Origin of the sequence: Novosphingobium sp., assembly GCF_039595395.1 — a bacterium.
GTDB lineage: Bacteria > Pseudomonadota > Alphaproteobacteria > Sphingomonadales > Sphingomonadaceae > Novosphingobium.
Genome location: NZ_JBCNLP010000001.1, coordinates 2,128,790 through 2,143,958 on the forward strand (window position 1 = coordinate 2,128,790; position 15,169 = coordinate 2,143,958).

Below are 15,169 nucleotides of genomic sequence, written 5' to 3' on the forward strand. Positions count from 1 at the left end.
GGCCTGAGCCGGGGTTGGCAAGGTCCCCTCTGATACACATGACATTTGTCAGAGGATAGGATTATGCCCTCGATCGAACACTCTCAACGCAATCGGTTGCTGGCGCTTTTCGGGCCGCGCAATGTCATGCGGGCCAGCGAATTGAAGGATGCCGGCATCACCCCCGCCGCCATCGCGCGCGCGGTGGAGGATGGCGAAATCGAGCGCGTGTCGCGCGGGCTCTATCAGCGCTGCCGGGTCGATGTGGCGCGGCATCATGCTCTGGCGGTGGCCTCGATGCGGGTGCCCAAGGGGATCGTCACGATGGTCTCCGCACTGGCGTTTCATGGGCTGGTCGATGAAGAGCATCCGCGCGTCTGGATGGCACTGGGCCCGCATGACTGGGCGCCGGGACCAAGCTGTCCGCCCTTGCGGATCCTGCGCTTTGCCGAACCCTATCTGCGGCAGGGGGTGGAGCATCACGCTATCGGCGGGGTGAATGTGCCGGTCTATGGTCTGGCCAAGACGCTGGCCGATGTGTTCCGCCACCCCCGTCTGGTGGCGCGCGCCACGGCGGTCGAGGCGCTGCGCCGGGCCGTGCGCGAGCGCAAGGTCAGCCTTGAGGTACTTGAGCGCAATGCGCGCGCGGGCAGCGTCTGGACGATCATGCGCCCCTATCTCGACAGCGCGCTGCTTCGCGCTTAGTCCATCCACTCGCGCGCCAGATACCGCCCGCCTGCCAGCATCAGCACGGCGGCCAGCAGATAGAAGCCCAGCCCCGCCAGAATGGCATGGCGCAGGGCGTCATTGCCGAAAGTGGGCGTCAGCAAATCGGACAGCTTGCCGATGCTGAGCGAGCCGAGCCCCACACCGATCAGATTGTTGATCAGCAGAAAGCTGGCCGAGGCGGTGCCGCGCATCGGGGCCGGAACCAGATGCTGCACTGCGGTGATCACCGGCGCCAGCCAGAGATAGACCAGCGCCTGAGGCAGCAGGAACCACCAGAAGGCAGCGCCTCCCGAGCCGGAATAGAGCCCGCCGACGAACAGCGGCACACCGATCAGATAGGCGAAGGCAGGCAGCCAGGCGAAGGCCGCCTTGTTACGCCCGCCCAGCCAGTCAGCCAGCACGCCGCCTGCCAGCACGCCCGCCGTGCCGCCGATCAGCAGCAGCAGGCCGAAGAACTGCGAGGTTTCCACCAGCCCCAGCCCGAAAGACCGCCGCATCAGCGAGGGCAGCCAGAAGGCCATGCCATAGCCCATCATCGAACTGGAGGCCGCGCCGAAGCTGAGCAGCCAGAAGCTGCGCTTGGCGGCAAGGATGACCAGCACGTCGCGCAGGGCAGGGGCCTGGCTGGCGGTGGGGCGTTGCGGATCGCGCACCAGCCATGCGAAGAGGGGAGTAAAGACCAGCCCCGCCAAGCCCACGCTCAGAAAGGCTGCGCGCCAATTGACCGCCGCCGCCACATAGCCGCCCAGCAGAATGCCCGCCGCCGAGCCCAGCGGAATGCCCAGTGAATAGATCGCCAGCGCCCGCGCTCGCCGATGGGGCGGAAAGCAGTCGGAGATCAACGCATAGGAAGGGGCAACGCCGCCCGCCTCGCCCACACCCACGCCAAGGCGGCACAGGAACATGGCGCCAAAGCCCGATACCATGCCGCACAAAGCGGTAAAGCCGCTCCACACCGCCAGCGATGCGGCGATGACCGGCGTGCGCCCCTTGCGGTCGCCCAGCCAGGCCAGCGGCAGGCCCATGGTGGAATAGAGCAGCGCAAAGGCAAAGCCGCCCAGCGCGCCCAATTGCGTGTCGGTCAGCTTCAGTTCGGCCTTGATGGGCCCCGCCAGAATGCCGAGGATCTGCCGGTCGATGAAGTTGAAGGTGTAAACCGCCAGCAGCATCGCCAGCACAAAGGCCGGGCGCAAGGGGCGGGCTTTGCGCGCTGAGGCCTCGGGGTTGCTGTCCATCGTGTCGTCCGTGGATATGGCGGTCATCTTGTGTTCACCTATTTTGCAGCATAATAGTGAAGAATGAATCATGTTTCAAATTAGAAAGACGGGTCAGGCATGTCGCAAGCCACCTCATCGGACGATAAATCCGCCAGCGCCAGCCCCATCCCCGGTGCCAACAAGGTGCCCAAGACCGAGCGCGGCCGCCGCACCTTGCGCGCGCTGCTGAACGCCGCCGCTCAGGAATTTGGCGAGAAGGGGTTTCACGATGCCGCGATCAGCCAGATCACGGCGCGGGCCGGGGTTTCGGCGGGCAGCTTCTACGTCTATTTCGACAGCAAGGAAGAAATCTTCACCGCTCTGGTCCGCGACATGTCCGGGCAGGTCCGCGATTTCGTCGCCCCGCGCATCGCCGGAGCGCCCGACCAGCTTGCGGCAGAGCAGGCGGGGCAGGCGGCCTATCTCGATTTCGTGCGCTCTCACCGCGAGATCTATCGCATCATCGACGAGTCCGAATTCGTCGATCCGACCTCCTATCGCGAGCATTACACCAACTCCGCCAACCGCATTGCCGCCCGGTTGAAAGGGGCGATGGAACGGGGCGAAATCGCGCAGGGCGATGCCGAGGTGCGGGCCTGGGCCCTGATGGGGATCAATGTCTTCCTCGGCCTGCGCTATGGCGTGTGGAGCGATGACGATCCGGCGGCGGCGCTGGCCGATGCCGGGCGCTTTATCGCCGACGGACTCTCGCCCAAGGGCTGACGGATCGGGCGGGGCGGCACATGCCACCCCGCCCGCGCTCCTCAGAAGTTCAGCGTTGCGGTTGCAAAGACCTGACGCGGATTGCCCCAATAGGTGGTCAGCACGCCTTCCTTGCCTAAAGTCGGGATCAGATTGCCCTGCGCGTTGCGGGTCAGCGCCCCGGTCACCGCATCTCCCGCAACATAGGTGTAGCCCGAGGTCTTGTAGCGCTTGTCGGCCAGATTCTTGCCATAGACGCCCAGAGTCCAGCGCCCGCCCGGCGCGTGATAGACGATGCTGGCATCGAAGAGCGCATAGGCCGGCTGATCGAGATAGGGGTTGGGGATCTCGAACTGATAGGTGGTGCTCTTCCACGACATGCCGCCGGTCAGATCGAGCGATCCCTTGGGCACCGGCAGCGCCAGCGTGGCCGATGCATTGCCGTTCCATGCGGGCGTGTTCTGCACCTTGCGATAGGCCGCGACATCCATCGGCGCACCGTTGATCAGCGTGATGTACTGCAGATATTTGGCGTCGATATAGCCCAGCGATCCGTTCAGCGTCAGCGGGCCCATCTTGAAGTGCCCCTCGGCCTCCACGCCCTGCATCCGCGCCTTGCCCGCATTGGAGACCACCCCGCAGAAGTTGGGCAGGCCCGCGACCGTGCAGGCCACCGATCCGGGGATCTGCACATCCTTGTAATCCATGCGGAAGGCGGCGAGGTTCAGCGCCAGCTTGCGGTCGAACAGGCGGGTCTTCACGCCCACTTCGTAATTGTCGACCTTCTCGGGCCGGAAGCTGAGGAACTGGCCCTGGGACACGCCCGGAGGCGCGTTCACACCCACGCCGCGCGGGTCGAAACCGCCGCCCTTGAAGCCCTGCGAATAGCTGACATAGATCGTGTTGTTGTCATCCGGCCGCCAGTTGATCGAGGCGCGCGGGGTAAACTTGGTGTAAGTCGCATTGCCGAAGAAATTGGTGCTGGGCGTGCCGAAGGGAATGCCCGCCCCGCCGAAGGTGGGTGACCCGCCGCCCAGATAGTTCTGGCGCAGGATAGTGGCGCCGCGCTTGTCCCATGTATAGCGCCCGCCTGCCTCAAGGCTGATATGGTCGGTGACGTCATAGGTAAAATTGGCAAAACCGGCCATCGTGTCGGTGACGATCTTGGCATCGGTGTAGGCCGTCAGCCCCGAAACGGTGGTGTAGAGCCGCACATCGAACTGGGTCAGCGCCGTGGCATTGAGGTAATAGAAACCCACCATACCGTTGAAGCGTCCGCTGGAATAGAGCGCCTGAAGCTCCTGGCTCAACTGCCGGTTGCGGTAGTAGGCAGGCACATCGACATCCTGCGAGGCGCTGGCATCGAAATCGATCGGCGAGGCGGAGTCATCCTTGCGATAGGCGGTGATCGAGCGCAGGGTCAGCCCGTCAATCGGCTTGGCCTCCAGGAAGATCGAGCCGCCCCATGATTTCACATCCTGCTTCGGGCTGTTGAGGCCCGAGAGCGTATCGAACACATTGGGCAGCACCGGCGCCCCGGTCAGTTGCCCCGGAATTTCGCGATGGCCACCGCGCGGGTTCGACATGTCATGGGTGTAATCGCCGGTGATGCGGGCAAAGATCTTGCTGCCATGCAGTTCGATGGTGCCGCGCCCGGCGATGATGTCCTTGTCGTAATTGCCTTGCCCGGTGGTCAGGTTTTTGCCGAAACCATCACGCGTCAATCGTGCAAAGGAGCCGCCCACGCGCACCAACCCGTTGCTGTCGAGCGGCGTGCTGGCGGTAATCACACCATCGGCCTGATTGTAGCTGCCATAGGTGCCGCGCAACTGGACATGCGCCTTGTCGTCCAGCTTCTTGGTGACATATTTGATCGCGCCGCCGATGGTGTTGCGGCCATAGAGCGTGCCCTGCGGCCCGCGCAGCACCTCGACCCGCTCGACATCGTAAATGTCCAGCACGGCGGCCTGAGGGCGGTTGAGATAGACATCGTCGAGATAGATGCCCACGCCCTGCTCGAAGCCCGAGACCGGGTCCTGCTGGCCCACGCCGCGGATAAAGGCAGAAAGCGTGGAGTTGGTGCCGCGCGAGGGCTCCAGCGTGACGTTGGGCACTTCGTCGGCCAGAGCGGTGATGTCTCCGGCGCCTTGCGCGGCCAGTTGGTCGCCCGAAAAGGCCGAGATGGCGATCGGCACCGATGACAGCGTTTCGGAGCGGCGGCGGGCGGTGACGATGATCTCGTCATTGTCGGGCTTGGCGGTCGGGGGCGCATCGGCTGCCGAAGCCGCCGAGGGCAGAGCCCCCAGCGCAACGGATGAGAGCAGGAAGGCGCAAATCGGGCGGAAGCTGCTGCGTGCGGTCAGTGCCATGGTCCTCTCCTCGCGCGGCGATCTTGGTGCGCCAGCGTCGTGAGGGGGACAATATTGAAAGGTGAACCGGGATTCAACTTTGAAATGCATCTAAGCGGGTGCAGCGCACCAAATCGTAGCGATATGGCAACGCAGGGCAGGTATGTTCAGCGCCGCTGCGGGGACTAAATTCCCGCAACGGCGCCGATTTTCAGGCTGTTACTTGCCGCCCGCAGGTGCGAGGCGGATTGCCGCGCCGCCACCAGGCGCCAGCCACAGCGAGAGCTTGTCGCCCTTCTTCACCACGCGGGTTTCGTAGGCGATCTTGTGGCGGGCGTCGGTCAGATAGGTCGCGCCCTCGCCATCCTTGTAGATGGTGGCGGTGTAGCTTTTCCCGGCGTCGAGGAAATCGAACGACAGGTCCAGCGTGCGCGCCGTGGCATCGTTGACGCCGCCGACATACCAATCCGAGGAATTGCGATCCTTGCGCGCGAAGATGGCATAGTCGCCGACCTCACCGGCGATCAGATGGCTTTCCGACCAGTCGGCGGGCACCTGACGGATAAAGGCCAGCTCCTTGGGATGGGCTTCGAGGTTCTCGATAAAGTCAGCCGCCATCTGGATCGGCGAATAGAGCGCCAGATAGAGCCCCAACTGCTTGGCCAAAGTGGAGGCCAGCGGCGCATGATCGTGGCCCTCAAGGCTCAGAATGCCGGGGGTAAAGTCCATCGGGCCCGAGAGCATGCGGGTGTAGACCAGTGTCGGCTCATGGCTAGGACCGTTGGCGAAGGGCCCCCATGCGTTGTATTCCATGCCGCGCGCGCCCTCACGCGCCACCCAATTGGGCCAGGTGCGGCGCAGACCGGTGTCCTTCACCGGCTCATGCGCGTCGATGGCGATATGGTACTTGGCCGCCGTTTCCACGACCTTCAGGTGATGCTCCACCTGACGCTGGCCGTCATGATACTCCATGCGGACATTGTCGGGGCCGAGGTTGGGGCCATCGCCCGGCGCCTGTACGCCGCCCGCATCGGCGACATAGCCGGTCTTGACCATATGAACGCCCAGCCCGCTGTAGAGCTTCATCGCGTCGTCAAGCTGGGCCTCGTAATTGGCGATGTTGCCACCGGTTTCATGATGGCCGATCAGCTGGACATGCTTTTGCGCGGCATAGGCGGTGATCGCCTTCAGATCGAAATCGGGCGTGGACTGGGTGTAGCTGAAATCCCAGCCGGTGCCGAACCAGTTGCCATCCCAGCCCTTGTCCCAGCCTTCCACCAGCACGCCCGAAAAGCCGTTCTTCGCCGCGAAATCGATATATTGCTTGGTGCGCGCGGTGGTGGCGCCATGCCTGGGGCCGGTCGCCCAGGTCCAGTCGCCCCGGATCATGCCCCACCAGATGCCGATGTACTTCTGCGGCTTGAACCATGCCTTGATGTCGGGAACCTTGCTGGGTTCGTTGAGGTTCAGCTCCAGATCGTTTTCGACCAGACCTGCCGCATCGGGCGCAATGCGCATCGTGCGCCATGGCGTGTTGAAGGGCAGATCGCGCGTCACCCGCGCCTCATGGCTGGAGGGCGAGAGGGTGGAACGGAACGTCTGCCCATCCTCGCGCTTGAGCCACATGGCCGAATAATCGACCAGCGCCGCCTCATGGATGGCCAGATGCGTGCCATCGTCCAGACGCATGGTGATCGGCGTGTGGGCCGTGGCGACGCCATCGATGGGGGTCTTCTGATAGACCTGCTCATAGCGGTTCCACTCGCCGCCGGTGATCCACCAGGCCGTGCCCCTGGGGGCGATGGAGAACTCGGTCAGTTCATCGGCGATATGCATCGTCTTGAAGGCTGCCTGCTCGGGGATTTCATAGCGCAGGCCGATGCCATTGTCGAACAGCCGGAAGCGGACATTCATCAGCCTTTCGTGATGATCCTTGTCCTGCTTGAAGTGGACGATCAGCTCGCGATAATGATCGCGTACAAAGCGGCGCTCGCCCCAGGGCTGCTCCCATGTGTCGTCCTGGTCGCGGATCTCGCTGCCGGTGATCGTCCAGCCGCGCGTCATATTGACGCCATCGGTGAGGATAAAGCCCAGCCCCGAAGGCGCCACCAGCAATTTGCCCTTGTTGGTCAGCGACCACTTTGCACGCTGGTCATTGTCGGTCGAGACGGTCAGGACGATGTTGCCGTCCGGGGAGGCTGCGCTGGCGGTTGCAGGCACGGGCTGGGCGTGAGCCGTGGCGGCCAGAGTGAGCGCGGCGGCGAAGGCTGGGAGCAGGCGAGGCATGAGGGGGGCTCTCCGATTTTTGATTTTGATAAAGTTGGGGAAAAGGGAAGGAAGCGAGGGGGTTACCCCCTCGCGCTCCCATGACGTCTTCCGGCGATGGGGTGGTGATGCCCGATCGTGGTGCGGGAACTCTCCACCTGCGCAAGGGTAAGCGCCGCAGGCAGGGAATTGTCAGGATGATGCCTGCGGCGCGGCAAATTGAGCGCCTTGGCCGAACCCTTGGCGCAAGGCCGACAGTCAAGGGAGCGCGAGGGCGATGGCCCTCGCATTCTCTCTTCCTTCATCCCGGTTGAACCCACAGCGCAGCATAAGGCGGCAGGCCGGCATCGGTCGCACCGCTCACCGCCAGCACAGTGCTGCCCTTGGGCGCCTTGTATGCGATGGCCTCGCCCGAAAGATTGAAGGCGCAGGCGATGCTCTGCCCCTCATGACTGCGGGTGAAGGTCAGCAGCGCGCCATCGGCCTGCGCATCCTCCAGAACCCCCAGCTTCAGTGCAGGATATTGCTCACGCAGAGCCAGCATGGCCCGCGTCCAGTGCAACTGGCTGTCGGGATCGACCTCCTGCCCCGCCACCGATTTGGCGATGTTGGTGGGCGAGAGCGGCAACCACGGCTCACCTTGCGTGAAGCCGGCGTGAAAATGCTCGCCATCCCAGGGCATGGGAGTGCGCACGCCGTCTCGGCTGAGCGTCAGGGGCCAGTTGGCGATGGCCTCGGGGTCCTTGAGGAGGTGGAAGGGGATGTCATCCTGCTCCAGCCCCAGTTCCTGCCCCTGATAGAGGAAGATGTTGCCCCGCAGGCTCGCCAGCAAAGCGGCGGTCAGGCGGGCGAAGGCGGGGCGGTGCTCCTCGCCGACCCAGCGCGAGATATGGCGGGGGGCATCGTGGTTCTCGAAGGCCCAGCTTGGCCAGCCTTCGGGCAGGCTGTCTGCCGGGGGCGCCTCGCCCCATTGTGCCAGAGCATCGACCACCAGTTCGGCCGTCAGCGCCGGGGCATAGAGGAAATCGAAGCTGTAGGCGGAGGACAGGCGCTTTTCGCCTGCGGTGTAGGCTTTCATCAGCGGCACAGCTTCGTCGCCGCCGACTTCGGCGACGGTGAAGGTGGCGCCATAGTCCGCGCAGAGTGCCGCGATCTTCTCGACGAACAGCACCACATCGGGGTGGTTCTGGCTGTTGACCTTCTGCTGGAAGTCGAAGGGGCGGGTGCGCGGGCGTCCATCCTCGGGCGCGGGAGGGTTGTCGGTGAAGGCCGGATCGAACATCGAGTGGTTGAGCGCGTCGAGCCGGAAGCCATCCACGCCCCGGTCGAGCCAGAAGCGCAATGCATCGAGCAAACCCGCCTGCACCGCCGGATTGTGGGCGTTGAGCTGGGGCTGCTCTTTCAGGAACTGATGCATGTAATATTGCTGACGGCGCGCATCCCAGGTCCAGGCCGGGCCGCCGAAGACGGACTGCCAGTTGTTGGGCGGCGTGCCATCGGGGTTGGCGTCTTTCCAGACGTACCAGTCGGCCTTGTCATTGTCGCGGGTCTGGCGGCTTTGGGCGAACCAGTCGTGCTTGTCGCTGGTGTGGGCGAAGACCATATCGATGGTGACCTTCAGGCCCAGACCATGCGCCTTCTCGACCAGAGCATCGAAATCCGCCAGCGTGCCGAAGATGGGATCGACATCGCGGTAATCGGCGACGTCATAGCCGTAGTCCGCCATCGGGCTGGTGAAGAAGGGGCTGATCCAGATCGCATCCACGCCCAGAGAGGCCACATAGTCCAGCCGCGCCGTGATCCCTGCCAGATCGCCCACGCCATCCCCGTTGCTGTCCAGAAAACTGCGCGGGTAAAGCTGGTAGAATGAGGCACCACGCCACCATTGCGGGGCGGTGTCGGGAAGGGTCATGGGTGCTTGTCCTTGGGGGAGGGGGCAGGGGAGGCCGCGCAGATGGCATAGCCGAAAGCGGGCAGGCTGATGCTGGCGGTGCCGGGCGCGGTGACCGTGGCGGGGCAGGCGCCTGCCAGTGTGGTGAAGCTGCTTGCATTCGCCTCGACCGCGACGGAGGCGGTCAAAGGCTGATCCGAGGTGTTGAAGGCCAGCAGCACTTCCGCGCCGGTCTTGGGATCGAAGCGCGAGACCGCGAAGAGGCCCGGCTTGTCGCTATACGCGCGCAGTCGCGTGGCTCCGCCCCATAGCGCGGGGGTGGCGCGGCGCAGGCGGGCCAGCGTCGCGATTTCCCGATAGAGCGGATGGGTGGTCGTGAAGCGGTTGGCGGCAGCGGGGCCAACCAATGGCTGATGGTTGTATTCGGCCACCTGACTGGCGAACATGTCCTGCCGTGAGGACTGGTCGCCGCCTTCTCCGGCAAAGCCTTGTTCGTCGCCGTAATAGATGGTGGGGACGCCGCGCAGGGTCAGCAGCAGGGCATGGCCCAGCAGGTCGCGTTTCAGCCATTCCTCGGCGCTGATGTGTGGTTTGGCGTCACGCAGGAAAAAGGCGAAGCGTCCGGCATCGTGGTTGCCGAGGAAGGTCGGCAGGCGCATCGCGGCGGCTTCTCCGCCCTGATAGAGCGCATCATCGCTGACCATGCGGGCCAGTTCGCCCGTTCCGGTCTTGCCGCCTGCCGCATCGTTGGCGGCGCGCATAAAGGCGAAGTCCAGCACGGCGGGCAGGCCCGAGCGACGGGTCCAGTTGGCCAGCAGGGCGGGATCGTAATCGCCCGTCGCCACTTCGCCGAAGATATGGAAGTTGGGGATGCCCTTCGCTTTGGCGCGCGCCAGCATGGCGGGGACGAAGCCTTGCCAGAATTCGGGATTCACATGCTTGGCGGTGTCGATGCGGTAGCCGTCGATGCCGAAGCGGTCGATCCAGCTTCCGTAAATGTCGATAAAGCCGGAAAGCACACGCGGATTTTCCGTGGCCAGATCATCGAGGCCTGAGAAGTCGCCGTAATTGGCGCTTTCGCCCTCGAAGGTGCTGTCACCACGGTTATGGTAATAAATTGGATCGTTCAGCCATGCCGGGTTCTTCACCTTGTCCTCGCCCGCTGGGATATAGGGCGTGTAGGCGAAGGAAGGATCGGTCAGCTTCGCCCAATTGGCGGGGCTGGCATCGTGGTCTCCGGCGAAACCGGCGTTGATGGGGGCGCCCTTTACCCCGCCCTTGCGCGAAAAGGGATAGTCGCCCAGCGAGCGGTAGGGCGCCGGGCCATCAACGGCCTCACGATACTGGATCACATCGGCGGTGTGGTTGATGATGATGTCCATATAGACCTTCATCCCGCGTGCATGGGCGGCATCGACCAGCTTGCGGAAATCCTCATCGCTGCCGAAATGCGGGTCGACATGGAGGAAGTCAGTGATCCAGTAACCATGGTAACCGGCGCTTTCGTGGCCCTTTGGCCCCTGCACCGGTTTGTTCTTCATGATCGGCCCGACCCACAGCGCGCTGGCGCCCAGCGACTGGATATAGTCGAGATGGGCGATCAGGCCTTTCAGATCGCCGCCGTGGTAAAAGGCCTTGGAGGAAGGATCGAAGCCCGTCACCAGACGGTCGCCCTGCAATCCGCCCTTGTCGTTGGCGGTGTCGCCATTGGCGAAACGGTCGGGCAGGACGAAATAGATCACCTCCTGCTGGGGCAGGCGGGCGCGCATCTGGGCCAGCGTGTCGGCCTGTGCCTGCCCGGTGGCGCCGGTCAGCGCGCAAAGCGCCATGACTCCGCCAAGCGCAGAGCGTGCGATCCTCATAACCATCTTCCTTTTGTGGGGCGGCAGGGCGCTGGGCCCTGCCGCCCGGATCGCATCAGAACTTCATCGTGAAACCGGCGAGCCAGGTCGGCCCATAGGTCTCATAATTCAGCACCTGGTTCTTGTCGTTGTTCTGATAGGTGACGAAGGCCGAATTGGTCAGGTTCTTGCCCTGCACATAGATCGACAGTCCGTTGAGCGGCCCGGCCTTGAAATCGTAACCGATCTGCGCATCGACCGTGGCGCGCGCCTTGGTCGAAATCAGCGTGGGCTGAGCGCCGAAGGCCAGATATTCGCCCAGGAAGTCGCTGCGATACTGATAGGAAACGCGGGCGTTGAAGCCGTTCTTCTCGTAATAGGCCTGGCTGTTGATGACCCACTTCGACAGGCCGGGCAGCGTCACCGGAGTGCCATTGCCATAGGCGATCGAACTGCGCGAGAGCGCCGCGCTGCCGCGCACGCCAAAGCCGTCGAGGAAGCCCGTCACGATCTTGAGCGGCACGGTGGCCTGAAGCTCCACGCCCTCGGCCCAGCCGCGCCCGGTGTTGGCGGGCGAGAGGACATAGCCCTGCGTGGTGTAGTTCAGCCCGGTGACCTTGGTGGGATCGATCGTGCCGTTGAAGGCAGAGAGATCATACTGATAGCTGTTGTTGGGATCGACGAAATTGCTGATCTGCTTCCAGAAGGCGCTGAGCCCGATCACGCCCTGACCCTGAGCGAAGTATTTCTCCGCCGAAAAGTCGAAGTTGTTCGAGAAATAGGGACGCAAATCCGGATTGCCGCCGGTGCCGAACAGCACCACGCGCTTGCCGTTGATGTAATAGGGCGTGCCGCCGGTGGCGGGATCGACAAAGGCCACGGTGAAGGAGGAATTCTCGTCCAGCATGCGCGCCCGCGACATGGTGCGCGAGATCGAGACGTGCAGATAGGTGTCGGTCGCGGCTTCAAGGCGCATGTTCAGGCTGGGCAGGACATAGGTGTAGTTGGCGCCCAGATCGGTGGCGACGATCTGCGTCGTGCTGGCGGCGGCGAAACCGGTGGAGCGCTGCTTGGTGTTGATCACCTGCACGCCCAGATTGCCGGTGAAGCGGCGCCCGCCGACATCGCCATCGAAGTTGAGCATGGCATAGCCGGTCAGCGCGCGCTCATTGACATACCACTGCTTGGTGGCCTCGCTGGGCTGCTCGTTGCGGAAGGTGCCCGACAGGGCCGAGAGCACGCCCGGCACCGAATAGGCCAGCGTCGACATCGACAGCCCGTTGGGATTGACCGAGCCGATGATCGCCGACTGCGGCACCGCCACGCTGGTCGTGCCGGTGGGGGGCACCAGATAGTAGCCGGTGAAGTGGTTGGTCTTCACGCGGTCCTGATAGTTGAGGCCCAGTTCCCAGCCCTTGAGCAGACCGGCATCCAGATCGCCGCTCAGCGTGCCGCGCAGGGCCTTGATCGTGTCGCCGTAATCGGGCTCGTTGACGTAACCGGCCTGCACCACCGAGCCGGTGCCCTGATAGTAACCCCAGCCATTGGGATCGGTCAGCTTGAAGAGCGAGGTGTTGGTATAGTTGAGCGAGGACGACAGCGAATAGGACCCATTGGCCAGACGCGTGACATTGACCGTATCGGGCTGGCCCGAGCGGTTGTAGCCGGTGCCGGTGTAGGTCTCATAGGCATTGTCGTGGCGCTTGGCCTGCGAATAGCTGGCGTCCATGGTGAAGCGCAGCCTGTCGTTGAACTGGTAGCGCAGATTGCCGCCAAGGGCCAGCGTATGGGCGTCGCGCGTGTTGTAGTTGTTGCGCTGCACCGCATAGATGTTCGACCAGGTCGAGTTCTGCTCGAAACCGCCGCTGGAGGAGACATTGCTCTCGACCGTCCCGGTGCCCCAGGCCAGAGGCACTTCGACGCCGCGCTGATATTCGCGATACTTGTAGTTCGAATACATCGCGTCGAGGCTGACTTCCAGCTTGTCGCTCGGCTTGTAGACGATGTGGCCAAAACCGGTCTGGCGATAGAGCACATTGGTGTCGGCGAACCACTTGGCGCCGCCGAGCTGATAATTGCCCGAGGCGCTGGTGGGGTAGCCCCAGCTGGCGAACTGCTTGTTCTGCACCGGCGATTCGATGGCCGAGGCGCCGATGGTGACGCCCAGCGTATCGTCGGCGAACTTGTCCGAATAGATGAAGGTGGCCTTGTAGCCCTTGTTGGTCTGATCGGGGTTCTGCTTGGCATAGCCGTTCAGCTCGCCCTGCAGGTTGATCGACAGGATGCGCTTGTTGCTCAGCGGGTCGATCGACATCAGATCGACCGTGCCTGCCAGACCCATGCCCAGCACATTGGCGCTGGAGGTCTTGATGACGTCGACGCGGTTGAACATGTCGCCGGGCAACTGGCTGTAATCGAAGCGGCGGTTGTCATCGATGGTCGCGATTTCGCGATGGTTGAGCAGCGCCCCGGTGAAATCGCCCGAGAAACCGCGGATCGAGATCATCTCGCCGCGCCCCTGCTGGGTCTGTACGGCAACGCCCGGCAGGCGGCTGATGGCGTCGGCGATGGAGACATCGGGCAGCTTGCCGACGTCCTCGGCCGACAGGGATTCGATCACCGCCACCGAATCGCGCTTGGCACGCAGCGCCGTGGCCAGCGAGCGGGCATAGCCGGTGACGACGATCACCTTGGAAGCATCGCCCGGCGTGTTGGCATCGGTATCGGCCTGCTGGGCGCTGTCCTGAGCGGCGGGCGCCGTCTGGGCGGAAACACTCGCGGCGGCCAGCGAGAGCATCGATGCCCCCAGAACGGCAGCCAGCTTGCGCGACGACATATGCGACATGATTGCAGATCCCCTCATGAACCCGGCCTGCCCGTTTGGCTTGGCCTTGCTTGTGGTTTTAGTCCTGGTGTTCAGGGCGGTCGCATGTCTGGCATGCCCCCGTATCCGCCCTGTCGATGGGCTTGATACAGCGTGCTTTAGTCAGCTTTGAAGATGGTATACGTATACGCATAGAAGTCTCGGCAATCGGCTGTGGCACAAATGCCGCGTTCCTTTCAGGAGGATGACGCAGGCCAGCTTGCATGTCGGGGATGGGGGAAGAGGCGATGAGTCAGCGCGGATCGGGGAAGCCCACCAGCTTCGATATCGCTTATTTGGCAGGCGTTTCGCAGCCCACCGTCAGCCGTGCGCTGCGCGGCAGCCGGGCGATCAGCGCCGCCACCCGCGCCCGCATCGAAGCCATTGCGCGCGAGCTGAATTACACCGTCGACAAGAACGCTTCCTCGCTGCGTTCGCAGCGGGCCAACACCATCGCCTTGCTGTTTTTCGAGGACCCCACCCCCGACGAATCGATGATCAACCCCTTCTTCCTGGCGATGCTGGGGGCCATCACGCGGCAATGCGCCAATCGCGGGCTCGACCTGCTGATTTCCTTCCAGAAAATGGAGGATGACTGGCACACGCGCTATCAGGACAGCCATCGCGCCGACGGGCTGATCCTGCTGGGTTATGGCGATTATGCGCTTTACGAGCAGCGGCTGACGGGGCTGGTGGCGCAGGGCACACGGTTTGTGCGCTGGGGCTCGGTGCGCGGCGACAACATCGGCGCGACTGTCGGAAGTGACAATGTGGGGGCAGGGCTTGCGGCGGGCCAGCATCTGATCGCGCAAGGCCGCCGCCGCATCGCCTTTCTGGGCCAGGCCGACGAGCATTATCCCGAATTCGCCGACCGTTATCGCGGGCTTCTCGCTGCGCAGCATGAGGCAGGCCTGCCTCATGATCCGGCGCTGCAAAGCGATGCCTATACCACCGAGGATGACGGCCATGCCGCTGCCATGTCCTTGATCGAGCGTGGTATTCATTTCGATGCAATCTTTGCCGGATCGGACCTGATTGCCATCGGCGCCATGCGCGCTCTGGCGCAAAGCGGGCTCCGCGTGCCCGAGGATGTGGCGGTGGTCGGCTTCGACGACATTCCCGCCGCGAGCATGACCAACCCACCGCTCAGCACCATGGTGCAGGATCTGAAAGGGGCAGGCGCCCTGCTGATCGAAACGCTCCTCGCCCAGATCGAGGGGCGCGATCTGCCCGCGCCCTCACTGCCAACGCGGCTGACCGTGCGGCGCAGCAGCGGCGGATAAAGCGCCAACGTA

General features: G+C 63.7%; 9 protein-coding genes. 3 read left to right on the forward strand and 6 right to left on the reverse strand.

Translation table 11 applies throughout. The annotated features are described in order from the left end of the window. Positions 1-63: 63 nt before the first annotated feature. Positions 64-684, forward strand: coding sequence for an AbiEi antitoxin N-terminal domain-containing protein (locus tag ABDW49_RS09880; protein ID WP_343611558.1), 621 nt, complete (start codon positions 64-66; stop codon positions 682-684). Here ABDW49_RS09880 and ABDW49_RS09885 read toward each other — a convergent pair. Further along, complete coding sequence (locus ABDW49_RS09885; RefSeq protein WP_343614226.1) at positions 681-1,943, reverse strand: MFS transporter; 1,263 nt, start codon at positions 1,941-1,943, stop codon at positions 681-683. The genes ABDW49_RS09880 and ABDW49_RS09885 overlap by 4 nt on opposite strands. Positions 1,944-2,042: 99 nt before the next feature. Here ABDW49_RS09885 and ABDW49_RS09890 point away from each other — a divergent pair, with 99 nt between their 5' ends. Continuing rightward, entirely contained in the window at positions 2,043-2,687 is a 645-nt protein-coding gene (locus tag ABDW49_RS09890) for a TetR/AcrR family transcriptional regulator (RefSeq protein ID WP_343611560.1), read from the forward strand. Positions 2,688-2,728: 41 nt separating this feature from the next. Here the strand turns inward: ABDW49_RS09890 and ABDW49_RS09895 are convergent, their stop codons facing one another. From ABDW49_RS09895 to ABDW49_RS09915, 5 genes are all read right to left on the reverse strand, one after another. Next, positions 2,729-5,035 carry a TonB-dependent receptor gene (locus ABDW49_RS09895; protein ID WP_343611562.1) on the reverse strand — a complete coding sequence of 769 codons (2,307 nt, stop codon included), beginning with the start codon at positions 5,033-5,035 and terminating at the stop codon, positions 2,729-2,731. A 198-nt stretch (positions 5,036-5,233) separates the two neighbouring features. Continuing rightward, on the reverse strand, positions 5,234-7,300 hold the full coding sequence (locus ABDW49_RS09900) for a glycoside hydrolase family 97 protein (protein ID WP_343611563.1): 2,067 nt from the start codon (positions 7,298-7,300) through the stop codon (positions 5,234-5,236). Between the two features lie 280 nt (positions 7,301-7,580). Further along, positions 7,581-9,191 (reverse strand): alpha-amylase family glycosyl hydrolase, encoded by a 1,611-nt coding sequence (locus ABDW49_RS09905; RefSeq protein WP_343611565.1) that lies wholly within the window; start codon positions 9,189-9,191, stop codon positions 7,581-7,583. Continuing rightward, positions 9,188-11,032, reverse strand: a complete 1,845-nt coding sequence (locus tag ABDW49_RS09910) for an alpha-amylase family glycosyl hydrolase (RefSeq protein WP_343611567.1) — start codon at positions 11,030-11,032, stop codon at positions 9,188-9,190. Before ABDW49_RS09910 ends, ABDW49_RS09905 begins: the two co-directional genes overlap by 4 nt. Positions 11,033-11,087: 55 nt before the next feature. Continuing rightward, positions 11,088-13,856, reverse strand: coding sequence for a TonB-dependent receptor (locus ABDW49_RS09915; RefSeq protein ID WP_343611569.1), 2,769 nt, complete (start codon positions 13,854-13,856; stop codon positions 11,088-11,090). A 266-nt stretch (positions 13,857-14,122) separates the two neighbouring features. Between ABDW49_RS09915 and ABDW49_RS09920 the strand changes: the two genes are divergently transcribed. Next, positions 14,123-15,157, forward strand: a complete 1,035-nt coding sequence (locus ABDW49_RS09920) for a substrate-binding domain-containing protein (RefSeq protein WP_343611571.1) — start codon at positions 14,123-14,125, stop codon at positions 15,155-15,157. Positions 15,158-15,169 lie beyond the last annotated feature (12 nt).